Raw genomic sequence first — 24,406 nt, forward strand, 5'->3', positions numbered from 1 at the left:
TTATAATAGGAAGGGGCTATGAAAACAGGTGGATAAGCAGCAGTACGACACGATAAAATTGCAAATAAATCAAGAAAAAGAACATATTTTAAAAGAAGTGTACGAACTAACAGCTGAAAAAAGAAAAATAGAACAAAAAAAAGAATATGATTTATATGTTGTGAAATCACGTAGCAAAGTCGTACAAACAAGGCAACGTATTATGGCTGGCATGCTTTCTTCACATACGTTTTCACCTGAAAGAATAGAAGAATGGAATCGGAAAATTAAAAAAACAGAAGGTTTTATTCGAAAAAATGAAAGCCTTTTAGAGCAAGTAAAAGAAAAAGAACGTGTTATTGATGAAATGTATCAAGAAGAGTGTAAGAAACTTGCGAAAGCACAAGAAAAACTAGAAGAAAAAATGCTTCTTGATTTGAAAATGTGTATGAATGGGTGAGGTGAATGTAGTGATACAGTTTGTATTACCGGTGCAACAAAGTTTACCTCCGCAAAAAGAAAAAGGGCTTGAAGTACAAGCGAAAAATGAAAATTCTTCATTCGACCATGCGATGAGAATGGAGAATAAAAAGCAGCCAAAAACGGAGAAAACGAAACGAGAAGATGCACCAGAAGAACGAAAAGATAATATTCTTTCTAAAAAAACGGTAACGAAAGAAGAGCCTATTGTAAAGAAAGACGAAAAAAAAGAGACGGAACAGTTATTATTAGCTGTATCTGAGCAAATGGTTGCAATTGAGCGATTACGTGTGCAGCCAGAATTGTTATATCAATACATACAAAAAATACAAGAGTTATATAAAGAATATGGAAATATAAAACTTAACGAATTGCCCGTAGCTGAATTACAACAATTACAAGGGCTTCTTTCAAATATGGATATTAATAATGCTATATGTTTAGAAGATACAATGCAAATAGTGTTAGACAAAGTGACGATGCCAGAGCATACGATACAAGCATTGAACGTTGTAGAAACAGAAACTTGTAATATTGCAAAGCAACAAGAAGAGTCTAAAGATATAGAGGTAGACATTCTAAAATCAGAGAGCGGCGATCTAAAGATAGAGCAGCTAGAAGTTGATTCGTTAAATGATTCAAGTTCTGCGGGTGCGGAGTTATTAAATAGAGCGGCGAGTTCTGATCAAATAGGAAAAGCGAATAGTGGTAGTGAGAAGGTTGCATTATCTGACTTAGGAAAGAGAATGGAAGCGCAAGTAGATGCACTGCAAAAATTTGTAGTGAAACAAGAACGTGTTTTATTCCAGCTAAACCCAGAAAAACTTGGTACATTAACTGTGTTTATGAAAAAACATGGCGATCAAATTGATGTTCATGTCGAAATGGAAAAACACGATGCGAAAAAACGTGTTGAAATCATTTTTGACGAATTGAGGCTAAAGTTAAAAGAAAAAGAAATCAATATTCAAATTAGCTATTCAGATAAAGATGAAAACCGTAAAGAACAGCGAGAACATGAGCAAAGACAAAAACAGAAATTAGCAAGTACGAAACATGAGAAACAACAATCAAAAGAATTTGCGGGATTATTGGAGGAATAAAGCGTGCCAACAGTTGGATTAAATACAACGAGTACAAACCACATTCCGTTACAAGCAGGGGCGCAGAGCAATAACGCGTCTATTAACGGTGTACAATCGCCAGTTCAACAAACAAATGGAGTATCAGCAGGAGAACAAAAGACCCCTGGAGTAATGGGGAAAGATGATTTTCTAAAACTCTTTTTAGCGAGTTTCCAACATCAAGATCCATTTAATGCGATGGATATGAATCAAATGATGAATCAGACAGCTCAGTTATCTCTTATGGAACAAGTACAAAATATGACAAAAGCAGTGGACTCTTTAAGAACGACAATGTATTCGACAGCACTTGATGGCGGAATGAAGTTTTTAGGTAAGTACGTAAGAGGTGTTGACGGTGAAGGGAACAAAGTGACTGGTCAAGTAGAGACAGTTCGCCTTGCAGAAAATAACGACGTTCAGCTCGTTATTGATAATAAAGTCGTATCTCTTCGTTTCGTTGAGAGAGTATCTGATAAACCGATTGGAGATACGAATCCAGAGGATGCTAAGAACGACGATCAAAAAGCAACTGAAGAAGTGAAAACTACAAATTCGTAAGGAGTGTCCATACGTTATGATTAAAGCGTTATATACAAGTATTACAGGAATGAACGCAACACAAAATGCATTAAGTGTAACTTCAAATAATATCGCCAATGCACAAACAGTTGGCTATAAGAAACAAAAAGCAATGTTTGATGATCTACTATATAACAATTCGATTGGTGCAAAAGGTGACGATAAATACGCAGGAACGAATCCGAAAAGTATCGGTAACGGTGTGAAAATGAGTGGTACGGTTACGGATTATAGTGATGGTACAATTACGTTATCAGGTGGTAAAACACAAGCGGCGATGGAAGGTAATGGCTTCTTCGTTGTAGGTGATTCAAAAGGCGGAAATATGGAATTTACGCGTAAAGGTACGTTTGGGATATCTCCAAATTACTATATTACGAATACAGAAGGTCAATACGTATTCGCATACCCTGCAGATGAATCAACTGGTGAAGTTGATTTATCTGGAATTCCAGGGCCATTGCAAATTCCAATGGGAACAGCTATTGGTGGTATTCGAACATCAAAAGGGACAATTAAAGGAAATATTCCAACTGATGCAAAACAAATTACACAAGATTTGCCTGTATACGATAATGCCGGTAATACATGGACAATGCGTGTAGAGTTTAAACAAGATAGTGAACATAATTATACATATAAAGTACAAATGCGTAATGATTCGAAAAAAGCAACAACATTTGAAGATGTTAAAGGTGCAACTGGTAAAATGACGTTTGATGCAGTAGGAAATCCAAATCAAGAAAAACCAGGAGCATCTATCCCATTTGATGGTGGAACAATAAATTTAGATTTTAGTAAATTAACAAACCATCCGACAGATAAAACTTTAGCAGTAACAGAAGTAGATGGTAGAGCGGCAGCAACTGTAAAAGATTGCTTTATTGCTGATGGCGGATATTTGATGGTAAAATATTCTGATGGCAGTATGAAATCTGCTGGCCAATTAGCTGTCGCGATGTTCCCGAACGAAGGCGGACTAATGAAGACAGGTAATGGTAACTATACAGCGACGAATACAACTGGTATTTTAGCACTTGGTGCATCTGGTCAAAACGGTGCAGGTAAAGTACGTGGTGGTGCACAAGAAGGTGCAAACGTAGATTTATCTGTAGAGTTTGTAGATTTAATGCTTTATCAACGCGGGTTTCAAGGTAATGCGAAAGTAATTAAAATTTCAGATGAAGTATTAAATGAAGTTGTAAACTTAATTCGATAATAAATCATAAAGAAAAATTGTAATGTAGTAGAAAGGGTTTTTTATTCGTATGACAAGACAAGAGCGAATTTTACAATTGCCTTTTTTCGAAAATAAACGTGAACTTGCCGAGCAAGTGTTAAAAATGGAACGAGAAGAGCATGTATATTTACCAGATCAATTTGAAATTAAGCAAGTGCCTCCGTATTCATTTGGTGAAAAACAAGCAATCATTGGCCGTATCCATGAGTGTTATTTCGTCAGTATTGGTAGTGATGGTGTTTGGAAGTATCAACTGTTTAAGGACGAGATGAAGTGCCGTGAGTTTTTTGTTACGTTATCAGGGATTACGGATCAGCAAATTGCATTTTGGTTCAATAACATCGAGTTACTTAAAAGTTTTTAAAAGATCTTAAAAGCCCTTTTTTAGGTTTTAAGAGAGGACCTAGTGATGTTTTGGAGCGGTTAGTGCCTAAGAGAGGCTCGACTGGTGTGTAAGGACAGAGGTATGGAGAGTTACTGAGGTAGTTGAAGAAGATTTAAGCGAAGTGTGGTAGTGGTCAGTGCCTATGAGGTTACTTGACTGGTGTGTAAGGACAGAGATGTGGAGAGGTACTGAGATGGTTAGGGATGAGATAATCATTTCATAGCAGGCCAGTATCTTTTTGATAGTTTGATGACGATAGATTTTTATAAAAGGAGAGGTGAGGAGGATGGCGCAGAATAAGTATCGCGTTACATTCATTTCGCCGAGTGAGGTTGAGCAACGGACTGTAATGACGGCGAGTAGTTTGCCAGATTTAATTCGTAAAGTAGAGAGTATTATTGCAGATCCGAACGGTTATTTTGTGAATGATAAAAAAAATAATTGCTATTTTAAAGTGATTAAAGAAAATGTTACATTTATTCAATATGAGCTACTATTTTCGGATAAGGAAATTCATATTGAAAAATTAAAACATATAGCACCGGTAGTATTGAAACGATTATTTGAAAAAATAAACGACCCGGAACTATATGCACTCGCGTTACTTGATGTGGATATAGCGACGAAAGAATATGTACTAGAAGAAATGAATCCAGAGTTAAGAATAAGAGTGGAAACAGAGTTTTCAAAAAAATGGGAAGCAATGCCGACAGAAATTGTGGGAGCGCAAGAAGTGTTGTTAGAGGCGCTTGCTTCGCTTATACAAGATTAAACGTCTTTATTAATGAATAAATTGTTCGACTATCTATATTTTTTGTATAGGTAGTTGACTTTTTTGTTTTAATAAAGCTTAATAATTAGATATAAGGAATTAATAGAAGGGGAGCGACACCTTTATGTCACAAGCACAAAGTATTTTATTAGAAAGCGGAACAAATGAATTAGAGATTGTTACATATACAGTTGGTGAAAATCTATTTAGTATCAATGTAATGAAAGTACGTGAAATCATTAATCCATTCCCTGTTACAACTGTGCCAGAATCTCATCATGCAGTTGAAGGTGTTGTTCAAGTACGTGGTGAAATTTTACCTGTTATTAACTTAGCAACGGCTTTAAATTTAAAATCGACAAAGCCACTGGATCAAACGAAATTCATCATCTCAGAATTAAACCAAATGAAAGTTATTTTCCGCGTTGATGAAGTGCATCGTATTCAACGTATTTCGTGGGAACAAATTGATGAACCAGCTTCGTTATCAATGGGACTAGAAGAAACAACATCTGGTATTGTAAAACTAGATGGAAAAATCATTTTATTATTAGATTATGAAAAAATTGTTTGTGAAATTAGTGACAGTGGTTATGAAAAGAAAACATTATCTGGTTTAGAGCAAAAAACAGATCGAGCTGAAAAAATTATATATATCGCAGAAGACTCAGCAATGCTTCGTCAAATACTAGAAGAAACATTATCTTCAGCTGGATATACGAAAATGAACTTCTTCAGCAATGGTGCAGAAGCATTAGCACACGTTGAAAAACTAGCAAAAGAGCAAGGTGAAAAAATGTTTGAACATATTCACTTGCTTATTACCGATATTGAAATGCCGAAAATGGACGGACACCATTTAACGAAAGTGATTAAGGATAGTGAAGTGATGAATCGCTTACCAGTTATTATTTTCTCTTCATTAATTACAAATGAATTATTCCATAAAGGTGAAGCGGTAGGAGCAAATGCTCAAGTAAGTAAGCCAGATATTCAAGAGTTAATTGGTTTAGTTGATAAGTTAGTGTTGTAAAAAGCGCTTTTTTTAGCTGGAATAGAGGCTCTAGCCATGTCTGGTAGCGGTCAGTGCTTAATAGAGCTTCATACGATGTAAGACCAGAGATATGGAGTAGGTTTGGTAAGTAGAAGAAGTGAGTCTTCGCTTGAGGGTTTGAAGAACTGTTTTATAACTCTATTCTTTTTGTGAGGAGAAGGGAACTAGCCATGTGTAGTACTGGTTAGTTCCTTTTTAGTATTCTATACTTTGTACAGGCAAAAAGATTAAACGTTCCCGGAGTGTTTGTGAAATACTCTCTACTTGGAAATTTTCGATTGGTTTAATTAATAAGTAGTGTGCTTTTTATTTGAAAATATAAGAGAACGCATCTTTGGATTATGGTAGTAAGAATTCGTGGTAACGCAAACTTTTTCGGTGAAAATATATTCGATATACCATATAATGTAATTAATGTGCAATTATACATATTAATTAAAAAATACTTTTTTCTATTTCTATACTTTCTATACGTTTTTATATGTTTATTATTTGACAGACAATTTGGAAATGTTATAATATGGATATGTAAAAATTGCTATTTTCTTAAAAGACATGGGAGTCAAATGAGAATTGTGAAAGGATGAGGGGGAGTGGCACAGATTATGTATCACCACACAACAATCAATGTATTAGGTCTTTTACAAAACATGTCAAATAATAAAATGAACGATATGAAATTAGAAGCGGAATTTAAAAAAATAGAGAAACAATTCCGAATAAAGTATGAAGAATTAGTCGACTTATATAATAGAATGGTATTATTTCAAATAGATGTAGAAAAAAATGGTGGGATGCGAGCGTACGAAAAATCAACAATCACGTGGTTAAAGTCTGAATTAGAGTTGCTATATGAAGTATATCAATTTTGTCAACGTCACGGTTTAAACATCGCGAATATTTCAAAATATGTTAGTAAAAATGAACTGAATCTATTTCAAAAAACAGAAAGTCAATTGCAAAATACGTATTATAAATTAAAAAAATGTGAAATACCGTTTGAAAATATTGAAAAACAAAAACCAGGACGTAAGCGTAAATATATACCAGTAAAAGAAACAACCGTTGCAACACAAAAAGAAAATAAGCAGGAATTAAAAGAAGAAGTCCAGTATAAAGAAGATGAAAAAAGTCTCGTAACAGTTATATCTGGCATCGTTGATAACTTTGAAACGATTAGTCAATGTAGTGAAAGAAAAGAAGATGAACTACATCAGTTTATGGAAGGGATATATAAGCTTTCTAGCATGGCTGCAGAACGTGCAAAAGAGGCAAAGAGTACACGTAGCCTAGAAGGTGAATTACAGGTGCTACAATCAGAAAATGAGAGGCTAAAACAAGAAAAAGAAGAACTTGTGCAAGATATTAAAGATATGACACAACATTTAGTTCATTTCATTATAAGTTCTGATATCGATCAAATTCGTAAATTACCAACTTTCGTACAAGACTGTAAAGTAGAATTACATAAACTGGGACTATATAACGCACAAGACGGAAAAATGAAAATAATGGTTGACCGTAGAGGACAAGTTATGACGGTAACGTCATAAAGTATTGGTTGCAAAACAAAAGGGAGATACATCGTTTATATGTATTTTCCTTTTATTTTGCACGAAACTTGATTGTTCGGAAGATTATTAGAAGTATGGTTTTCTTCTTATTTGTCGTTATAGTATACTCCACCGTAATATTCATACGTCTTTCATTCGCATGCAACGATTACCTAGCGTGCATATTTAAAATATTCGTACTGAAATGCCATAATAGGTAATTCTTATAGATTAGTGGTATAAAGCTAATAAACGGCTATAAAAAGAAAAATGGAGATTTACTACTTTTATCTTTTTGTTTCTATACAAGGGACTAGGTCAAAATAAGCCCTGACCACTTCTAAATAGGGCTAGAGCTTCTTTTTAAGTTGAAAAATTATTAATCTATCTATATAGAAAAAATAAACCTCTCCGCAAGCAGAGAGGTTTATTCATGAAGCTAACTCAAATGGTTTATTGTAATAATTTAGAAACCATTTGAGGAGTTTGGTTAGCTTGAGAAAGCATGCTGATGCCAGCTTCGTTCAAGATTTTGAACTTCGTCATCTCAGACATTTCTTTTGCCATATCAGCGTCTTCGATTTGAGAAGCTGATGCTGCCATATTAGTAGCTTGGCTGTTCACATTGTTTAAGTTGTGATCTAAGCGATTTAATTGAGAACCAAAAGTTGCACGCATGTCAGCAACTTTTTGGATAGCTTTATCAAGTTCTCCAATGGCACCAGCAGCATCATTATCTACAGTTGATGGTGCTGCTGCTGGAGTACCGCCACCGCCATCTGATGATGCTATAGGTGCTCCGATAGTTTTTGTAAGTCCAAGTCCTGTAGCACTTGCATTAACAGCTGTAATAACAAGGTTGTCACTAGCTACATCAGAAAGCTGAACGCTAATATTCTTATCTGGTCCGGCTGCAGCTAATAAACTTTTTCCGTTAAAGTTAGTTTTTCCAGCGATGTGATCAATTTCTTCTTGTAATGCTTTAAATTCTAAGTTTAGAGAATCTTGATCTTTATCGGCATTCGTACCATTGGCAGATTGAGTAGCAAGGTCACGCATACGAAGTAAGATGTTAGAAATAGAATTTAAAGCTGAATCAGTTGTACGTAGAGCAGACATAGCATCTTGCGTGTTACGTGCCCCGACGTTTAATCCGCCTTCTTTCGCACGCATACGAGTAGCGATAGCAAGACCAGCAGCATCGTCAGCCGCGCTGTTAATAGATTTACCGCTAGATAAACGATTCATCGCATTGTTCATTTTATCTTGGTTTTGACGCATGTATTCTTGCGTACGCATGCTATTAATGTTTGTATTAATTCTCATGTAAAGAACCTCCCATAATTTCTACTTGTTACTATCAAATGGATTATTGTAATAATTTAGAAACCATTTGAGGAGTTTGGTTAGCTTGAGAAAGCATACTAATACCAGCTTCGTTCAAGATTTTAAATTTCGTCATGTTAGACATTTCTTTTGCCATGTCAGCATCCTCGATTTGCGAAGCGGCCGCCGCCATATTAGTAGCTTGGCTTGTTACGTTGTTTAAGTTATGGTCTAAACGGTTTAATTGAGAACCGAAAGTAGCTCGAGCGTCAGCAACATTTTGGATTGCTGTATCAATTTTTTTCATTTCGCCTGTTGCCGCAGTTATAGCAGCTGCAGGATTAGTAGCATCTGTTAAACTTCCAATCGGAGCGCCAAGTAGAGCTTTTGATGTTGCATCAATAGCTGTAATATCAAGATTATCACTTGCTGCATCAGAAAGTTGAATTTTAATGTTTGTACCCTTTGGTCCCTTCAACGGATCCTTATCGTCACCGTTTGAGTTTAAGAAAGAATTCCCATTAAAATTAGTTTTTTGAGCGATATGATCAATTTCTTTTGCTAATTCTTGGTACTCTTTGTTTAAAGAAGCTGAATCTGTAAGGTTATTTGTCCCGCTCGATGCTTGAGTAGCAAGGTCACGCATACGAAGTAAGATGTTAGAAATAGATCCTAAAGCAGCGTCGCCAGTACGTAGGGCAGACATGGCGTCTTGCGTATTACGTGCTCCAACGTTTAATCCGCCTTCTTTTGCACGCATACGAGTAGCGATAGCAAGACCAGCCGCATCGTCAGCTGCACTGTTAATAGATTTACCGCTAGATAAACGGTTCATAGAAGTGTTCATTTTGTCTTGGTTTTGTCGCATGTATTCTTGTGTACGCATGCTATTAATATTTGTACTAATTCTCATATTAAGAACCCCCAATAGTTTTTAATTATATATAATTCCTCTCTGTACTACAGAGAGGAAGAAACCAACAAATGAATTATTGTAATAATTTAGAAACCATTTGAGGAGTTTGGTTAGCTTGAGAAAGCATGCTGATGCCAGCCTCGTTTAAGATTTTAAATTTCGTCATGTTAGACATTTCTTTTGCCATGTCAGCGTCTTCAATTTGAGAAGCGGCCGCCGCCATGTTAGTAGATTGGCTGTTCACGTTGTTTAAGTTGTGATCTAAGCGGTTTAATTGAGAACCAAAAGTTGCACGCATATCAGCAACTGATTGGATAGCTTTGTCAAGTTCTTTAATTGATTCCGCAGCATTCCCGGTAGATCCAATAGTCTCCTTAAGTTTGAGACCAGTTGTTGTTGCATCAACAGATTTAATTGTAAGTTTATCGCCAGATACATCAGAAAGTTGGATATCAATATTTGCTCCCTCTGCAGCCAATAAATTCTTACCATTAAAGTTAGTTTTTCCAGCGATATGACCAATTTCTGTGCTTAATTCGTTGAATTCCAATTGTAAAGAATCTTGATCTTTAGTACCATTTGTACCATTAGCAGATTGAGTAGCAAGGTCACGCATACGAAGTAAGATGTTAGAAATAGAGTTTAAAGCCGAGTCAGTTGTACGTAGAGCAGACATAGCATCTTGTGTGTTACGCGCCCCAACATTTAATCCGCCTTCTTTTGCACGCATACGAGTAGCAATAGCTAAACCAGCTGCATCGTCAGCCGCACTGTTAATAGATTTACCGCTAGATAAACGATTCATTGCAGTGTTCATTTTGTCTTGGTTTTGACGCATGTATTCTTGCGTACGCATGCTATTAATGTTTGTATTAATTCTCATTGATAAGAACCCCCGTTAGTTTTTAATTATTTATAAGAAATCTCCCAATATAATACAGAGAATAGATTTTCACTTGGTATGTTCAAATGGATTATTGTAATAATTTGGAAACCATTTGAGGAGTTTGGTTAGCTTGAGAAAGCATGCTAATACCAGCTTCGTTTAAGATTTTAAACTTCGTCATGTTAGACATTTCTTTTGCCATATCTGCATCTTCAATTTGAGAAGCGGCTGCTGCCATATTAGTAGATTGGCTGTTTACGTTGTTTAAGTTATGATCTAAACGATTTAATTGAGAACCGAATGTTGCACGCATGTCAGCAACTGTTTGGATAGCGGTATCAAGCTCAGTAATAGCACCATTAGCTTTTGTCGCATCACTAATATCTTTTACAATGCCAAGACCCGCAGCTTTGGCATTAACACCTGAAATCGTAAGGTTATCACCAGATACATCAGAAAGTTGAATTTTAATGTCTTGACCTGTTGCGCCAGTTAATAATGTTTTACCATTAAAATTAGTTGTGTCAGCAATGTGATCAATTTCTGTTTTTAATGCTGTAAATTCTAAGTTTAAAGATTTTTGGTCATCTGTACCATTTGTACCATTAGCAGATTGAGTAGCAAGGTCACGCATACGAAGTAAAATGTTAGAAATAGAGTTTAAAGCCGAGTCAGTTGTACGTAGAGCAGACATAGCGTCTTGCGTGTTACGTGCCCCAACGTTTAATCCGCCTTCTTTTGCACGCATACGAGTAGCGATAGCTAAACCAGCAGCATCGTCAGCCGCACTGTTAATAGATTTACCGCTAGATAAACGATTCATCGCAGTGTTCATTTTGTCTTGGTTTTGACGCATGTATTCTTGCGTACGCATGCTATTAATGTTTGTATTAATTCTCATGTTAAGAACCCCCATTTTTTTATATTGATTTTTCTGTTAATTGTTAAACGTAAATATGCAAAAAAAACAATTTCGAATTAATTGTAATCCTTGGTATATATCGTGTCAACGAATAATTGTAATTAATAAATATGTAAAAATAACAGTTTAACAATCTAGTCATTTTTTTATTGCAAAGGATTATTGCAAACTTTAAAAAAAAACTCTAATATTAGATTATCTTTGTTTACCGAAAAGGTGATATTATGGTAGTTGGAAATATAGTAAAAGAAGTACTTACATATAAAAAAGGACAAATTCAGCAAAAGTTAAGTAGTCCACAGGCGTTCGTTAGCAGTCGTTTTCAAGAGAAGTTGCAGAGTGAACCTGCGAAGGAGACGAAGGCTACTGCGCAACCGGCGAAAGTAGAGGATATGAGTCAGCCGGTACAATCTACGAAAATAGAAACGGTTGTGAATAAACAAGAAGAACCTATTAGCAATGTAGAGGAAGTAAGTAAGCCTGAAGAAAAGCCTGAAACGAAGCAAGTAGATGAAGTACAAGTTGCGCAAAAAGAGTTTGAACGACGTTTCCCAGAAACGAAAAATGAGGCTACTGATACGTGGGGATTAACGAATAAGTATAATATTCAAAAAATACGTTCTTCAAATGAAGGGAAGTATGAGGATATTATTGATCGCGTAAGTCGTAAATACGGAATTCCGAAAACGTTAATTCAAAAAATGATTGAAGTAGAGTCTAATTTTAATCCGAAAACGGTGTCACATGCAGGGGCAATGGGACTTATGCAACTTATGCCAGCGAATGTGAAGGAGATGGGGATAAAAAATCCATTTTCACCAGCTGAAAATATTGAGGGCGGCGTGAAAGAGTTAAGCGGTTATTTAAAGAAAAATAACGGTGACCTGGTACTTGCGCTTGCATCGTATAATGCGGGCCCTGGTAATGTAAGAAAGTATGGAGGCGTACCACCGTTTAAAGAAACGCAAGGATATATTAAAAAAATATTAAATATCGACGTTTCAAAATAAAAAATTTCATTACATATAGAGAACATGAAATTTTCGTGAACATGATATGGGAGTTGGCTAGATTTGAAATTACAAGATGATATTCCGTTAACAATTTATTTTGAAATCGGAAATACGAAAAAGAAAATTGAAGATCTGCTTCATATTACGAAAGGTACATTGTATCGCCTTGAAAATTCAACGAAAAATACGGTGCGTCTTATGCTTGAGAATGAAGAGATTGGAACCGGAAAGATTTTGACGAAAAATGGGAAAATGTACGTTGAAATCGTTGAATTGAAAAGGTAGGGAAGGGGATTTTCATGAGTGGCGATAAATTAAGCCAAGAGCAAATTGATGCCCTGCTGAAGGCGGTGAATGAAGGCGAGGAAATGCCAGCTTTCGCACAAGGGGCAGGGAAGCAAGATAAATTTCAAGAGTATGATTTTAATAGGCCGGAAAAATTCGGTGTTGAGCATTTACGTAATTTGCAAGCGATTGCGTCGACTTTTGGAAAACAAACGTCACAGGCGTTGTCAGCACGTATGCGTATTCCGATTGAACTCGAGCCTTCGACCGTTGAGCAAGTTCCGTTTACGAGTGAGTATGTGGAGAAAATGCCGAAAGATTATTATTTATATTGCGTTATTGATCTTGGCTTGCCAGAGCTTGGAGAAATTGTTATTGAGATTGATTTAGCATTCGTTATTTATATACATGAATGCTGGCTTGGCGGAGATAGTAAGCGCAATTTTAATATGCGTAGACCACTTACTGCATTCGAGTTTTTAACACTTGATAATATATTTGCGCTTCTATGTAAAAATTTAGAGCAATCATTTGAAAGTGTTGTTGCGATCAAACCGACATTTGTAACGACAGAGACAGATCCAAATGCATTAAAGATTACAACGGCGAGCGATATTATTTCATTATTAAACGTAAATATGAAAACGGATTTTTGGAATACGACGGTGCGTATCGGTATTCCGTTCTTATCTGTTGAAGAAATTATGGATAAGTTAACGTCTGAAAATATTGTCGAACATTCTTCGGATAAGCGTAAAAAGTATACAACTGAAGTAGAAGTGAAAGTAAATCAAGTGTATAAACCTGTTCACGTTGCAATTGGGGAGCAGAAAATGACGATGAGTGAGATTGAGCAAATTGAAGAAGGCGACATTATTCCGCTTCATACGAAAGTCTCTGATCAATTATTTGGTTATGTAGATGGAAAGCATAAATTTAATTGTTTTATCGGGAAAGATGGAACGCGTAAGGCGCTCCTATTTAAAAGTTTTGTAAAGTAGGAGGATCCATATGAAGCATGAAGTATCTCCTGTGTCATTAATGGGATTAGAAGAATTTGTAGGAAAACGAAATGAAGCAGGTAAAGCACATATTGATACCGTTTCAGATATTTCGATTGAACTTGGTGTAAAGCTTGGGAAGTCATCTATTACGCTCGGTGATGTGAAACAATTAAAAATTGGCGATGTTCTTGAAGTAGAGAAAAATTTAGGACATAAAGTAGATGTATATTTAAGTGATATGAAAGTCGGCATTGGTGAAGCGATTGTAATGGACGAGAAGTTCGGCATTATTATTTCTGAAATTGAAGCTGATAAGAAGCAGGCTGCGCTTATGAAAGCGCAAAGTCAAATGCAAGATAAAGAGTAGAGGAGGAGTCATATGTCGTATATGACGACCTTATTTCAAGTCGTTTTACTGTTTGGTGCGCTCGGCTATGGTGCTTATTATATGACGAAAAAGACGCGCAAACAGCAGTTTTTTAAGCAGGGTGAAAATGGACATATTCAAGTGAAAGACGGTGTTTTTTTAAATCACCAAACGAGCGCCTTTTTGTTTGAAGTGGACGGAAAGCAAGTGTTTACTGTTATTAGCAATAACGGTGTGCAGTCCGTGCAATTAACAGGAACAGGAAATCAGTTTCAACAAGCGCTAGAAGATGCGGTGAAGAGTGAAACGAAAAAAGTAGAGGATCCATCATGAGAATAAAGAAACAGTTATCATTATTAGCCGTTATTTTCGTATTTTCTATCATTTTTTCAATTGTTTTTGTAAATCCAGCGTATGCAGCCCCGAACGGTTTTATTAATTTCGAAAATGGAAAAGAGTTTACGAGTAATTCCAGTGTACAGCTATTTGCACTCGTTACCCTTCTATCATTATCTTCTTCTATCGTTCTTTTATTTACGCATTTTACTTATTTTATGATTGTTCTTGGAATTACTCGTCAAGGGCTTGGGGTTATGAATTTACCACCAAACCAAGTACTTGTTGGACTCGCTTTGTTTTTATCACTATTTACAATGCAGCCAGTGTTAGGGCAGTTAAAAAGTGATGTGTGGGATCCGATGACGAAAGAAAAAATAACAGTAAGTCAAGCTGCGGAGACGACAGCGCCTATTATGAAAGAGTATATGTCAAAGCATACGTATAAGCATGATTTAAAAATGATGCTGAAAGTACGCGGAGAAGAGGTACCGAAAGATTTGAAAGATCTTTCTCTATTTACGCTCGTACCATCCTTTACGTTAACGCAAATTCAAAAAGGACTCTTAACCGGGATGTTCATTTATTTAGCGTTTGTCTTTATAGATTTAATTATTAGTACACTTTTAATGTACCTCGGGATGATGATGGTACCACCGATGATTTTAAGTTTACCATTTAAAATACTCGTTTTCGTATATTTAGGTGGATATACAAAAATCGTCGATATTATGTTTAAAACAGTCGCCTGAAGCGTTTGATGCTATGTGATAGGAGTCATATAAATGAATACGTCACCAATTATAGATATTTTTCAAACCTTTTTTTATAAAGGGGTTATGATTTTAATGCCGGTTGCCGGCGTAAGTATGATTGTCGTTATTATTATCGCTGTCATTATGGCGATGATGCAAATTCAAGAACAAACACTGACATTTTTACCGAAAATGGCGAGTATTGTGCTCGTTATTATCATTTTAGGTCCGTGGATGTTTCAAGAGTTAACGACGCTTATTTTAGATTTATTTGATAAAATTCCATCGTTATTGCGTTCGTACTAAGATAGGTGAACTGAAATGAATATGGAATTATGGGCGGCAACGTTTTTTGCGTTTTGCCGCATTACTTCATTTTTATATTTTTTACCGTTCTTTTCAGGACGATCAATTCCAGCGATGGCAAAGGTTACATTTGGACTTGGTCTTTCGATTACAGTTGCCGACCAAGTTGATGTTTCTCATATAAAGACAGTTTGGGACGTCACAGCATATGCGGCAACGCAAATTGTAATTGGATTATCTCTTTCAAAAATTGTAGAAATGCTGTGGAACATTCCGAAAATGGCTGGGCATATTTTAGACTTTGATATCGGTTTATCACAGGCAAGCTTGTTTGATGTGAACGCAGGATCACAGTCTACTTTACTAGCAACATTATTTGATATGTTTTTTCTCCTTATTTTTATTTCACTTGGCGGCATTAATTATTTCGTTGCCACGATTTTAAAGTCGTTTCAATATACAGAGGCGATTTCAAAATTGCTGACGACTAGTTTTTTAGATAGTTTACTCGCAACGTTATTATTTGCAATTACATCAGCGGTTGAAATCGCTCTTCCGCTTATGGGAAGCTTATTCATTATTAATTTCGTCCTTATTTTAATTGCGAAAAATGCCCCGCAGTTAAACGTTTTTATGAATGCGTACGTAATTAAAATTACGTGTGGTATTTTGTTTATTGCGATGAGTGTACCAATGCTCGGCTATGTGTTTAAAAATATGACAGACGTATTACTTGAAGAGTATACGAAACTATTTAACTTTTTCTTAACGAAGTAGGGGGACGCGTATGGCAAAGGATAATAAAACAGAAAAGGCCACCCCGCAGAAGCGTAAAAAATCGCGTGAAGAAGGGAATATTGCCCGGAGTAAAGATTTAAATAATTTATTTTCCATTCTCGTATTAGCAGTTGTCGTTTACTTTTTCGGAGATTGGCTTGGTTATGAGATTGCGAATTCCGTAGCGGTGCTGTTTGATCAAATTGGAAAAAATACAGATGTGACGGAGTATTTGTATTTAATGGGGATTTTACTACTAAAAGTATCTGCTCCTATATTAATACTCGTATACGCTTTTCATTTATTCAATTATATGATTCAAGTCGGCTTCTTATTTTCTTCTAAAGTCATTAAGCCGAAAGCATCACGTATTAATCCGAAAAACTATTTTACGAGACTATTTAGTCGTAAAAGTTTAGTAGATATTTTGAAATCACTATTCTATATGGGATTAATCGGTTACGTTGCGTATGTTCTCTTTAAAAAGAATTTAGAGAAAATCGTGAGTATGATTGGGTTTAACTGGACTGCGTCACTTACTGAAATTATTAGGCAAATTAAATTTATCTTTTTAGCTATTTTAATTATTTTAATCGTTCTTTCTATTATTGATTTCATTTATCAAAAGTGGGAGTACGAACAAGATATTAAGATGAAAAAAGAAGAAGTAAAGAGGGAGCATAAAGATAATGAAGGGGACCCACAAGTAAAAGGGAAACGAAAAAACTTTATGCATGCAATCTTGCAAGGAACAATTGCGAAAAAGATGGATGGTGCAACGTTTATTGTAAATAACCCGACGCACATTTCAGTCGTACTTCGCTACAATAAACACGTTGACGCAGCGCCAATTGTCGTTGCAAAAGGGGAAGATGAGCTCGCATTATATATACGAACGCTTGCCCGTGAACAAGAAATACCAATGGTGGAAAATCGTCCACTTGCTCGTTCTTTATATTATCAAGTCGAGGAAGATGAGACGATTCCAGAAGATTTATACGTAGCTGTAATTGAAGTTATGCGCTATTTAATTCAAACGAACGAACTTGAAGTGTAATAGCGCGTTTGGAGGGGATCTCTTTGTTTAAGATGGATTCTGCTAGAACCTATTTTTCTATCTTTTTAGCAGCGTCATTCGTTGTGGCGCTCTTAATTCCACTTCCACCATTTATACTTGATATCATTATCGTTTTTCTACTAAGTATGTCAGTACTTATTTATATGCGAGCGACAAGTATTAACGAGTGGGATGAATTAAAGTCATTTCCGACGATGTTGTTATTAATTGGGATTTTCCGCGTATCGATTAACGTTTCGACGACGCGAGCGATTTTGACAGATGGAAATGCGGGTCATGTTATTGAAGAATTTGGCCAGTTCGTAATTGGCGGAAACTTATTAATTGGTATTGTTATTTTTATAGTATTAATCATATTCCAGTTTATCGTTGCAAACGGTGCGTCTCGTACAGCTGAGGTTGCGGCTCGTTTTACACTTGATTCTTTACCAGGGAAACAAATGTCTATCGATGCTGATTTAAACCAGCGAATTATTACAGAAAAAGATGCACAAGAAAAACGAAAAAAGTTAAATATGGAAACAGAGTTTTACGGAGCGATGGATGGTGCCGGGAAGTTCATTAAAGGGGACGTTATTTTCGGGATTGTCATTTTATTCGTAAACATTATTTTCGGTTTAATTGTCGGAATGATGCAGCAAGGAATGAGCTTTGGAGAAGCGGCTATTCATTATACGCAGTTAACTGTCGGTGACGGAATCGTAAACCAAATTGGTTCGTTAATGCTTGCGATTTCGACTGGTATTATCGTAACGCGTGTATTTGACGGATCGTCTGATACAGTAACAGAAGGTATCTTTAAAGAGTTATTAGCACATGAAGTCGTTGTATACGCGCTTGGTGGCTTATTTATTGCAATGGGTTTATTTACACCGCTACCATTTCTACCATTTGCTCTCGTTGGGGGAACAATCATATTCTTAGGAATTCGCAATAAAAAGCGAATAAAGAGAGAGAAAGAAGAGGAACTTCAAAAAGAGATAGAAATGATTCAAAGCGATGAAGAGCAACTGCAGCAAGTGGAAGACTCATTTGGAGTCTTTACAGATAAATATCCAATTATTGTAGAGCTTGGATTAGATTTAGCGGCTCTTGTAAAACAAAAAATTAATGGGGAAACGGCTCGTGATAAAGTTGTTCTGATGAGGAAATCGATTATTACCGACCTAGGTATTAACGTTCCTGGAATCAACTTTAAAGATAATACGAGTTTTAGACCACGTGGACGTTACATTATTCGTATTAAAGGTGCGAAGGCAGCTGAAGGTGTATTAAAGTCTGGTTATTTATTAGCGCTAAAAACACCGAACGTAATGGCGGATTTAGATGCGGAACCAGCGAAAGATCCAATTTTCGGTGAAGACGGTTATTGGATTTTAGAGCATATGGTGCAAGATGCACAAATGAAAGGCTATCAAGTGTTAGAGCCACTTAGCATATTAATTACGCATTTAGATGTTGTTATTAGACGTAATCTTCACGAGTTAATTCAGCGTCAGCACGTGAAAGATTTAATTAACTCACTTGAAAATGATCACGGCGTTTTATTGGAAGAGATTAAGAAAAAAGAAATTGATTTATCGCTCGTCCAAAACGTTATTAAACAACTACTAAAAGAAGGAATTTCAATCCGTGATTTACCAACAATTATTGAAGGGATTATTGATGGGAAAGAAATTTATCAAAACCATGTTGATGGTGTAACATCATTCGTTCGTGAATGTATTTCAAAAGTTATTTGTGAACATGCGAAAAATCCTGACGGGAAAATTTATGCGGCGCTCTTCTCTGATTCAATAGAATTAGATGCAGATGTTGTAAACAATTCATATCAAGGCTACTTATTAAACTGGGATTTAGATTTGGAAACACGTGTTGTTGAGCAAGTACAGCGCGTATTTAAACAAGCCCGTTTAATGGGAAGAGAACCGGTACTGTTAACGCGCAGGAAAGATTTCAGATTTGCGATTGTAAGACTTCTTGAGCGATATCAAATAGAAACACAAGTGCTTTGTATTAGTGAATTAGCACCAGAAATTGTTGTAGATCAAATTGCTTATATTGAATAGTAGGGGGTGAAGTAATGGAAAGTACAGGGGAAAAAGAAGCGTTAATGCGAATAAAAGCAGCTTCGAAAAATGAATTGTATCGAAAGTTATTTGACCAATATGGTACAGATTATTATTACGTTGTCGATGAAAGTGTAAAACGAAATATCCCGTTTTTTTGGAAAAAGAATTATGAAATGTTAGTTGCTTTTCCTGAGGATAAACAGGAAGAAGTGAATGAAGGAACAGCTCAATTTCATGAACAATTAATGGATGTTGTAGGTGATCTTTCAGAAGAAATTGTGAAGGCGAATGGAATTCAATCGGTCTTGCACAATTTAGAAAACGTAACGACCTCTATGTCATATGCGGCGATGCAAACAGGAAATAGTGAAGAATGGGCAAGGAAAAAAGAGAAACTATTAAAGCTGTTTGAAAAAGGAATCGTCGTTGTGAAACAGACGGAAGAGGCGAAAGTAACGAAAAAGAAACAAGTCGTTCAGGTTAAGGAAGAAGAAGTAGTTGTAAAAAAAGGACAGTAACAATCTGTACCGTTTATTATTCAAAAAGTGATCCGGTTATTAGAACAAAACGATGTGGAACAATATTTCATTCATGCATATGCTGAAAAGTTAAAAGTGAAGTTTGAGAACGCAACGATGATTACAGAAGAGGAAGTCATCGGATACATACTGGAAGATATGAGATCTCATTTCAATACGGAAAACGTCTTTGAAAAAGAAGTGCAAACAATTGCCTTAATTGGTCCAACTGGCGTTGGGAAAACGACGACACTTGCGAAAATGGCGTGGCAGTTTCATGGTAAGAAAAAAACGGTTGGTTTTATTACGACAGATCACTCTCGCATTGGGACAGTACAACAACTACAAGATTACGTAAAGACAATTGGATCTGAAGTTATTGCTGTGCGTGATGAAGCTGCAATGACAAGAGCGCTTACTTATTTTAAGGAAGAAGCACGCGTCGATTATATTTTAATTGATACAGCCGGAAATAATTATCGTACGTCAGATACAGTGGAAGAAATGATTGAAACGATGGGACAAATAGAACCAGATTATATTTGTTTAACGTTATCAGCTTCTATGAAGAGTAAAGATATGATTGAAATTATTACGAACTTTAAAGATATTCATATAGATGGTATTGTGTTTACGAAATTTGATGAAACAGCAAGTAGTGGCGAATTGTTGAAAATTCCAGCAGTATCATCGGCTCCCATTGTATTAATGACAGACGGCCAAGATGTGAAGCAACATATTCATATCGCTACAGCTGAACATTTAGCGAAACAAATGTTACAAACATCGTAGAAAAGAGGTGAAGAATAAGGCGTCTGCCTTATTCAAACGAGTATGAACGGTCTTTATATAGGTTCTATGGGTATGATGAATTACATGCAGCGTATTAATGTTCATTCGAATAACGTTGCAAATGCTCAAACGCCAGGGTTTAAAGCAGAAACTATGATATCCAAAGTATTTGATGTACAGGACACATATCGCAGCGGAGATGGAGCCACGACAAATATCGGTTCGGTCGATTACGCCGTAGTACCAGCTGCGACGCATGTGAACTTAGTGCAAGGAAATGTACAAATTACAAATAGTGCTACAGATTTCTTTTTAGATGACGGTGCGGCCGGAACATCATCATTTTTCGTTACAACTAAAAATGATGAAACGTTTTTAACGAGAGATGGTAGTTTTACATTAAATAGTGATCGTTATTTGCAAACATCTTCAGGTGCTTTCGTAATGGGAGAGAATAATGAACGTATTCGTATTCCAGAAGGAGCAAAGGTCGCTGTACAAGCAGATGGTACATTATATGATGAAATAACACAAAATAATATTGCCCGCTTGCAAACAAAAACAGTAGATGCAGAAACGAATAATCGCCTTGTGCAACGTGAAAACAAAAGCTTTACACTAGCAGAAGGTAACATTGCTGGTTTACCGAACGGTACAGGGATTGTGAAAAATCATATGCTAGAAAATTCAAATGTAGATATGACGAAAGAGATGGCAGATCTTATGACGAGTCAAAAAATGATTCAAGCATCACAGCGCGTTATGACTTCATTTGATAAAATTTATGAAAAAGAAGCGAATGAAATATTGAGATAAAGGAGACTCCCATTTGTGGGAGCCTCCTTTATTAATTTTAAAATTCCGAATTATCAGTTGACCGTCGTTTCTTTCTTATTTATATTAGTAGGTATAATTATAACTACTACCGGGAAGTTCGATCGTTGCCACAGAGTATGTTCGGCACGATATTATGGTGGAAGAAATCACGAAAGAATTTGGTACTGATAAATTAGATACGTTATGGCGTGAAAATATAGATTTAGTCCATGTCGTAACAGGAAAACGTAGTATGGAAGAAAGGGAGGGAGAAAATGGTGAATAAAGCTCAAGCACATATGACACTGCAGAGCGAGGATACATTTCAGCAAGGTGTAAAAGATTGTCTGCCGACAGTATTTGGATATTTGAGCATCGGTATAGCAGCTGGTGTGATTGCAAAAACAGCAGGTTTCTCCATCATTGAAATTGCTTTTATGTCCACTTTAATTTATGCAGGTTCTGCTCAGTTTATATTAGCAGGTATGTATGCAGCAGGTGCTCCTGCTTCCGCAATTATTTTTACCGTGTTCTTTGTTAATTTGCGTCACTTATTAATGAGTGCCGCACTCGCACCTTACTTCACAAAGATACCTCTTTTTAAAAACTTAATAATTGGTTCGCAAATTACAGATGAAACATTCGGCGTTGCAGTGCAACAAGCAGCACAAAAGGGCTATTTAGGCGAGAAATGGATGATTGGACTTAATGTAACAGCATATTTAAATTGGATTTTCGCTACAGTTATTGGAGGACTTTTTGGTGAGTGGATACCAGATCCTCATACATACGGGATGGATTATGCGTTACCAGCAATGTTTATCGGGTTATTTGTTCTCCAGTTAATAAGTAGCAAACCGAAACTAATAATTCATCTTAGTGTTGCAATTGTAGCGATTATTATTGCGTACGTTTCGCACTTATTTATGCCAGATAGTATAGCTGTTATTATCGCAACACTGTTAGCTGCGACGATTGGAGTGATGATTGAAAAATGGAAATAAGATTAGACGTATTATTACTTTTACTAGCGGCAGGAGCTGTCACACTCGTACCACGTATATTACCTCTTCTCGTATTTAGTAAACTACAAATTCCAGACTGGGGCTTAAAGTGGTTAAATTACATACCGATTGCAATATTAGCAGCACTTTTAGCACAAGTACTATTTATGCATGAGACAGTGCAGTGGGATTATCTTATCGCAGCAATTCCAACATTTCTTGTCGCGATATATACTCGTAGTTTATTAGGAACAGTATTAACTGGAGTGATTGTGATTATTTTGTTACGTTTCTTTTTCTAAACAGGATTACGCTTATATAGTAGCGAAAGGTGTAATAACATGAAATATATAGGGGTGGTGTTATGATACTTTTAACGATAGGGGCAATTTTGTTAACGTTGTTTATTTTCTTTATTATCGGCTTCATTACGTTTATGATGTTTGTTGATAAGGCGACACCTCAAATTTATTACACACCTTGTGAATCAGTGACAGTGAAACCTAAAGGTAAACATAGAAGGAAGAAAAGTTGATAGCGTGCTTTTCTTCCTTTTTCTTTTACATCCCCGAAAGAACTAACAACAATAACCCAAATAGAAAACTAATAAAAGAAAGAAAACTGATACATATGGAAAACACCTGATTATTTTTCCATTCACGTATGGATACGATAAATCCTAAAATACAAAGGAAGAACCAAATGGGTAAGAATAGGAACTCGCTAATTTTCTTGGGGAGTAACGAGTAAAAATTTGTTAAATATAGCATCCAATTTGTAAAGAATAAAATGCAAACGACAATAGATTGTAAGAAGGGACGTTTTAAAAATGTCCCTTTCTTAACTGATATAAAGAAAAGGGATATTGCTGAAATAAAAGGAATGACTATGAATATGAGTAACAGTAATGTAAGTCACATGTAAACCTCCTTTACAATATTGTTTTCATAAGGAATGAATCTATTAGATTGTATACTTGCTTTGTAGATTGCTCGTTATATTTTTCAGAGTACGGATTTAGGAATCCATGTTCACCATGTAGTTGTTTAATTTCTAATAAAGGGTTATTTTGTTGCTGCAATGTTTTCATTAAGGAGGATACTGAAAAACTAGATTCTTTTTCAGGGAAAATAAGTAGTGTAGCACATGTAAGTTTCATGTGAACATAGTCGCGTATGCGAGAACCGTAACATCCAATGATAAAATCTAGTTTTGGATTGTTACTACATAGCCATGAGATGGTAGCTCCAACACTAAAGCCGATAAGTCCTATATGTGTGTAACTATTGGACAGCTTAGTAACGAATTCTTCAATCTGTTCTTTTCCATAATCAAATCCAATACGATTCATAAAATGATGATATGCTTTTTCTTCATCACTATAATGAAATACGTGCTGCGATTGTAGGAGGTTAGGACAGAATACATCTATATGGGATGAAGTGAAGTGGTCAATAACTTGATGCATATGATTATTCACACCGTATATTTCATGTACAACAATAAGGGCTAATTTTTTCTTCATCATTACAAATTCTCCCTTTGAAACGTATATTCTTTCTCTACAAGGCAGATACGAAGATGAAAGTTTTCATACCATTGCTCACGGCCTCTTTTTTTCGCTTCTTTATGCAAGGCATTGTTTTTCCAATCTTCAATTGCGTCAAGTGATTCCCAATAAGAAATTGTTATTCCGATTCCCGAATTACCGCGCGCACTTTCTACACCTAAAAATCCAGGTTGCTGCTTTGCGAGTTTCTCCATTTTTTCGGCAATGATGCTATAGTCTGTTGTATCATTTGATAGATTAGAAGTGAATATAACTGCATAATAAGGATTAATTTTTTGTGGCGTATTCTCCATACAAATTCCCCCTGTAAAATCATTTCATAGTTTGAATTTTAGCACGAAATAAAAAGAAAAGAAGCATGAAGCTTCTTTTGTTACTTGTATTTATTTATAGAAATTAAATAATTCAGACATATAAAATATTAAGAATTAGAGAAAAAAGTATGGAATTTCCATTTTGTATTCTAGGTTTAATTATAATTAAATAGTATATTT

The 24,406-nt window shown here is 35.8% G+C and carries 29 protein-coding genes and 2 pseudogenes; 24 read left to right on the plus strand and 7 right to left on the minus strand.

Features of this window, described 5'->3' with window-relative positions; genetic code table 11:
- Positions 1-28: 28 nt before the first annotated feature.
- The 8 genes from COI75_RS15830 (at position 29) to COI75_RS15865 (ending at position 7,169) form a co-directional block, all read left to right on the plus strand.
- Entirely contained in the window at positions 29-439 is a 411-nt protein-coding gene (locus COI75_RS15830; RefSeq protein ID WP_000360863.1) for a hypothetical protein, read from the plus strand.
- Positions 432-1,562, plus strand: coding sequence for a flagellar hook-length control protein FliK (locus COI75_RS15835; protein WP_098380397.1), 1,131 nt, complete (start codon positions 432-434; stop codon positions 1,560-1,562). The genes COI75_RS15830 and COI75_RS15835 overlap by 8 nt, the downstream gene beginning before the upstream one ends.
- Before the next feature lie 3 nt (positions 1,563-1,565).
- Positions 1,566-2,144 carry a flagellar hook assembly protein FlgD gene (locus tag COI75_RS15840; protein ID WP_001143475.1) on the plus strand — a complete coding sequence of 193 codons (579 nt, stop codon included), beginning with the start codon at positions 1,566-1,568 and terminating at the stop codon, positions 2,142-2,144.
- Positions 2,145-2,160: 16 nt separating this feature from the next.
- A complete protein-coding gene (locus COI75_RS15845; RefSeq protein ID WP_098448459.1) occupies positions 2,161-3,384 on the plus strand; it encodes a flagellar hook protein FlgE in 1,224 nt (407 codons plus the stop codon).
- Between the two features lie 49 nt (positions 3,385-3,433).
- Positions 3,434-3,769 (plus strand): DUF3964 family protein, encoded by a 336-nt coding sequence (locus COI75_RS15850; RefSeq protein WP_000198177.1) that lies wholly within the window; start codon positions 3,434-3,436, stop codon positions 3,767-3,769.
- A 307-nt stretch (positions 3,770-4,076) separates the two neighbouring features.
- Positions 4,077-4,562 (plus strand): LysR family transcriptional regulator, encoded by a 486-nt coding sequence (locus COI75_RS15855; RefSeq protein ID WP_098380398.1) that lies wholly within the window; start codon positions 4,077-4,079, stop codon positions 4,560-4,562.
- A 124-nt stretch (positions 4,563-4,686) separates the two neighbouring features.
- The gene (locus tag COI75_RS15860; protein ID WP_000075947.1) at positions 4,687-5,595 is read left to right on the plus strand and encodes a chemotaxis protein; all 909 of its coding nucleotides are present in this window, start codon (positions 4,687-4,689) and stop codon (positions 5,593-5,595) included.
- Positions 5,596-6,221: 626 nt separating this feature from the next.
- Positions 6,222-7,169: a DNA-binding domain-containing protein gene (locus tag COI75_RS15865; RefSeq protein ID WP_141535123.1), complete on the plus strand. Its 948-nt coding sequence runs from the start codon at positions 6,222-6,224 to the stop codon at positions 7,167-7,169.
- Positions 7,170-7,622: 453 nt separating this feature from the next.
- Here COI75_RS15865 and COI75_RS15870 read toward each other — a convergent pair whose 3' ends face one another.
- The 4 genes from COI75_RS15870 to COI75_RS15885 all read right to left on the minus strand — a co-directional run bounded on the left by COI75_RS15870 (position 7,623) and on the right by COI75_RS15885 (position 11,198).
- A complete protein-coding gene (locus COI75_RS15870; RefSeq protein ID WP_001222372.1) occupies positions 7,623-8,495 on the minus strand; it encodes a flagellin N-terminal helical domain-containing protein in 873 nt (290 codons plus the stop codon).
- 43 nt (positions 8,496-8,538) lie between these two features.
- Entirely contained in the window at positions 8,539-9,408 is an 870-nt protein-coding gene (locus COI75_RS15875; protein WP_001223017.1) for a flagellin N-terminal helical domain-containing protein, read from the minus strand.
- 76 nt (positions 9,409-9,484) lie between these two features.
- The gene (locus COI75_RS15880; protein ID WP_001222379.1) at positions 9,485-10,294 is read right to left on the minus strand and encodes a flagellin N-terminal helical domain-containing protein; all 810 of its coding nucleotides are present in this window, start codon (positions 10,292-10,294) and stop codon (positions 9,485-9,487) included.
- A gap of 91 nt (positions 10,295-10,385) precedes the next feature.
- On the minus strand, positions 10,386-11,198 hold the full coding sequence (locus COI75_RS15885) for a flagellin N-terminal helical domain-containing protein (protein WP_001222378.1): 813 nt from the start codon (positions 11,196-11,198) through the stop codon (positions 10,386-10,388).
- A 245-nt stretch (positions 11,199-11,443) separates the two neighbouring features.
- Here COI75_RS15885 and COI75_RS15890 point away from each other — a divergent pair, with 245 nt between their 5' ends.
- The 16 genes and pseudogenes from COI75_RS15890 (at position 11,444) to COI75_RS15965 (ending at position 22,877) form a co-directional block, all read left to right on the plus strand.
- A complete protein-coding gene (locus COI75_RS15890; protein ID WP_098448461.1) occupies positions 11,444-12,229 on the plus strand; it encodes a lytic transglycosylase domain-containing protein in 786 nt (261 codons plus the stop codon).
- Positions 12,230-12,292: 63 nt separating this feature from the next.
- Positions 12,293-12,517, plus strand: coding sequence for a flagellar motor switch protein FliN (locus COI75_RS15895; RefSeq protein ID WP_000775712.1), 225 nt, complete (start codon positions 12,293-12,295; stop codon positions 12,515-12,517).
- 14 nt (positions 12,518-12,531) lie between these two features.
- The gene (fliM, locus tag COI75_RS15900) at positions 12,532-13,518 is read left to right on the plus strand and encodes a flagellar motor switch protein FliM (RefSeq protein ID WP_098448462.1); all 987 of its coding nucleotides are present in this window, start codon (positions 12,532-12,534) and stop codon (positions 13,516-13,518) included.
- Positions 13,519-13,528: 10 nt separating this feature from the next.
- Positions 13,529-13,888: a flagellar motor switch protein FliN gene (gene fliN / locus COI75_RS15905; RefSeq protein ID WP_000680032.1), complete on the plus strand. Its 360-nt coding sequence runs from the start codon at positions 13,529-13,531 to the stop codon at positions 13,886-13,888.
- 12 nt (positions 13,889-13,900) lie between these two features.
- The gene (locus COI75_RS15910; protein ID WP_000121171.1) at positions 13,901-14,221 is read left to right on the plus strand and encodes a hypothetical protein; all 321 of its coding nucleotides are present in this window, start codon (positions 13,901-13,903) and stop codon (positions 14,219-14,221) included.
- Positions 14,218-14,976: a flagellar type III secretion system pore protein FliP gene (locus COI75_RS15915; protein WP_001220579.1), complete on the plus strand. Its 759-nt coding sequence runs from the start codon at positions 14,218-14,220 to the stop codon at positions 14,974-14,976. The genes COI75_RS15910 and COI75_RS15915 overlap by 4 nt, the downstream gene beginning before the upstream one ends.
- A 33-nt stretch (positions 14,977-15,009) precedes the next feature.
- Positions 15,010-15,285 (plus strand): flagellar biosynthetic protein FliQ, encoded by a 276-nt coding sequence (locus COI75_RS15920; protein ID WP_001098085.1) that lies wholly within the window; start codon positions 15,010-15,012, stop codon positions 15,283-15,285.
- 15 nt (positions 15,286-15,300) lie between these two features.
- On the plus strand, positions 15,301-16,062 hold the full coding sequence (locus COI75_RS15925) for a flagellar biosynthetic protein FliR (protein WP_098380399.1): 762 nt from the start codon (positions 15,301-15,303) through the stop codon (positions 16,060-16,062).
- Between the two features lie 10 nt (positions 16,063-16,072).
- Positions 16,073-17,119: a flagellar type III secretion system protein FlhB gene (gene flhB / locus COI75_RS15930; protein ID WP_001040123.1), complete on the plus strand. Its 1,047-nt coding sequence runs from the start codon at positions 16,073-16,075 to the stop codon at positions 17,117-17,119.
- Positions 17,120-17,142: 23 nt separating this feature from the next.
- Complete coding sequence (gene flhA, locus COI75_RS15935) at positions 17,143-19,209, plus strand: flagellar biosynthesis protein FlhA (protein WP_098448463.1); 2,067 nt, start codon at positions 17,143-17,145, stop codon at positions 19,207-19,209.
- A 14-nt stretch (positions 19,210-19,223) separates the two neighbouring features.
- Positions 19,224-20,522: pseudogene (flhF, locus tag COI75_RS15940) on the plus strand (flagellar biosynthesis protein FlhF).
- A gap of 42 nt (positions 20,523-20,564) precedes the next feature.
- Positions 20,565-21,338, plus strand: coding sequence for a flagellar basal-body rod protein FlgG (locus COI75_RS15945; RefSeq protein ID WP_001013916.1), 774 nt, complete (start codon positions 20,565-20,567; stop codon positions 21,336-21,338).
- 109 nt (positions 21,339-21,447) lie between these two features.
- Positions 21,448-21,624, plus strand: a pseudogene (locus tag COI75_RS15950) (TrmB family transcriptional regulator); the annotation flags it as partial.
- Positions 21,614-22,342 carry an AzlC family ABC transporter permease gene (locus COI75_RS15955; protein ID WP_000247293.1) on the plus strand — a complete coding sequence of 243 codons (729 nt, stop codon included), beginning with the start codon at positions 21,614-21,616 and terminating at the stop codon, positions 22,340-22,342. The pseudogene COI75_RS15950 and the gene COI75_RS15955, both read left to right, overlap by 11 nt.
- Complete coding sequence (locus COI75_RS15960; protein WP_000405864.1) at positions 22,333-22,644, plus strand: AzlD domain-containing protein; 312 nt, start codon at positions 22,333-22,335, stop codon at positions 22,642-22,644. The genes COI75_RS15955 and COI75_RS15960 overlap by 10 nt, the downstream gene beginning before the upstream one ends.
- Before the next feature lie 62 nt (positions 22,645-22,706).
- Positions 22,707-22,877 (plus strand): DUF3951 domain-containing protein, encoded by a 171-nt coding sequence (locus tag COI75_RS15965; RefSeq protein ID WP_000602231.1) that lies wholly within the window; start codon positions 22,707-22,709, stop codon positions 22,875-22,877.
- A 25-nt stretch (positions 22,878-22,902) separates the two neighbouring features.
- Here COI75_RS15965 and COI75_RS15970 read toward each other — a convergent pair whose 3' ends face one another.
- From COI75_RS15970 to COI75_RS15980, 3 genes are read right to left on the minus strand one after another with little or no spacing between them, the layout of a single operon-like run.
- The gene (locus tag COI75_RS15970; protein ID WP_232288636.1) at positions 22,903-23,247 is read right to left on the minus strand and encodes a hypothetical protein; all 345 of its coding nucleotides are present in this window, start codon (positions 23,245-23,247) and stop codon (positions 22,903-22,905) included.
- 26 nt (positions 23,248-23,273) lie between these two features.
- Entirely contained in the window at positions 23,274-23,867 is a 594-nt protein-coding gene (locus tag COI75_RS15975; protein WP_033657177.1) for a dienelactone hydrolase family protein, read from the minus strand.
- A gap of 2 nt (positions 23,868-23,869) precedes the next feature.
- Positions 23,870-24,205 (minus strand): antibiotic biosynthesis monooxygenase family protein, encoded by a 336-nt coding sequence (locus COI75_RS15980; RefSeq protein ID WP_000432308.1) that lies wholly within the window; start codon positions 24,203-24,205, stop codon positions 23,870-23,872.
- Positions 24,206-24,406 lie beyond the last annotated feature (201 nt).

The sequence above is a fragment of the Bacillus cereus genome (assembly GCF_002564555.1).
Classification (GTDB): Bacteria; Bacillota; Bacilli; order Bacillales; family Bacillaceae_G; genus Bacillus_A; species Bacillus_A cereus_K.

Bases quoted from the DNA above. Each gene is read 5' to 3' on its own strand.
- COI75_RS15980 (WP_000432308.1), bottom strand. From the start codon at position 24,205: ATGGAGAATACGCCACAAAAAATTAATCCTTATTATGCAGTTATATTC.
- COI75_RS15955 (WP_000247293.1), top strand. From the start codon at position 21,614: ATGGTGAATAAAGCTCAAGCACATATGACACTGCAGAGCGAGGATACA.
- fliM (WP_098448462.1), top strand. From the start codon at position 12,532: ATGAGTGGCGATAAATTAAGCCAAGAGCAAATTGATGCCCTGCTGAAG.
- COI75_RS15890 (WP_098448461.1), top strand. From the start codon at position 11,444: ATGGTAGTTGGAAATATAGTAAAAGAAGTACTTACATATAAAAAAGGA.
- COI75_RS15885 (WP_001222378.1), bottom strand. From the start codon at position 11,198: ATGAGAATTAATACAAACATTAATAGCATGCGTACGCAAGAATACATG.
- COI75_RS15965 (WP_000602231.1), top strand. From the start codon at position 22,707: ATGATACTTTTAACGATAGGGGCAATTTTGTTAACGTTGTTTATTTTC.
- COI75_RS15835 (WP_098380397.1), top strand. From the start codon at position 432: ATGGGTGAGGTGAATGTAGTGATACAGTTTGTATTACCGGTGCAACAA.
- COI75_RS15910 (WP_000121171.1), top strand. From the start codon at position 13,901: ATGTCGTATATGACGACCTTATTTCAAGTCGTTTTACTGTTTGGTGCG.
- COI75_RS15860 (WP_000075947.1), top strand. From the start codon at position 4,687: ATGTCACAAGCACAAAGTATTTTATTAGAAAGCGGAACAAATGAATTA.
- COI75_RS15845 (WP_098448459.1), top strand. From the start codon at position 2,161: ATGATTAAAGCGTTATATACAAGTATTACAGGAATGAACGCAACACAA.
- COI75_RS15945 (WP_001013916.1), top strand. From the start codon at position 20,565: ATGAACGGTCTTTATATAGGTTCTATGGGTATGATGAATTACATGCAG.
- COI75_RS15975 (WP_033657177.1), bottom strand. From the start codon at position 23,867: ATGAAGAAAAAATTAGCCCTTATTGTTGTACATGAAATATACGGTGTG.
- COI75_RS15880 (WP_001222379.1), bottom strand. From the start codon at position 10,294: ATGAGAATTAATACAAACATTAATAGCATGCGTACGCAAGAATACATG.
- COI75_RS15855 (WP_098380398.1), top strand. From the start codon at position 4,077: ATGGCGCAGAATAAGTATCGCGTTACATTCATTTCGCCGAGTGAGGTT.
- COI75_RS15960 (WP_000405864.1), top strand. From the start codon at position 22,333: ATGGAAATAAGATTAGACGTATTATTACTTTTACTAGCGGCAGGAGCT.
- COI75_RS15870 (WP_001222372.1), bottom strand. From the start codon at position 8,495: ATGAGAATTAATACAAACATTAATAGCATGCGTACGCAAGAATACATG.
- COI75_RS15920 (WP_001098085.1), top strand. From the start codon at position 15,010: ATGAATACGTCACCAATTATAGATATTTTTCAAACCTTTTTTTATAAA.
- COI75_RS15915 (WP_001220579.1), top strand. From the start codon at position 14,218: ATGAGAATAAAGAAACAGTTATCATTATTAGCCGTTATTTTCGTATTT.
- fliN (WP_000680032.1), top strand. From the start codon at position 13,529: ATGAAGCATGAAGTATCTCCTGTGTCATTAATGGGATTAGAAGAATTT.
- COI75_RS15875 (WP_001223017.1), bottom strand. From the start codon at position 9,408: ATGAGAATTAGTACAAATATTAATAGCATGCGTACACAAGAATACATG.
- COI75_RS15925 (WP_098380399.1), top strand. From the start codon at position 15,301: ATGAATATGGAATTATGGGCGGCAACGTTTTTTGCGTTTTGCCGCATT.
- flhB (WP_001040123.1), top strand. From the start codon at position 16,073: ATGGCAAAGGATAATAAAACAGAAAAGGCCACCCCGCAGAAGCGTAAA.
- COI75_RS15850 (WP_000198177.1), top strand. From the start codon at position 3,434: ATGACAAGACAAGAGCGAATTTTACAATTGCCTTTTTTCGAAAATAAA.
- COI75_RS15865 (WP_141535123.1), top strand. From the start codon at position 6,222: ATGTATCACCACACAACAATCAATGTATTAGGTCTTTTACAAAACATG.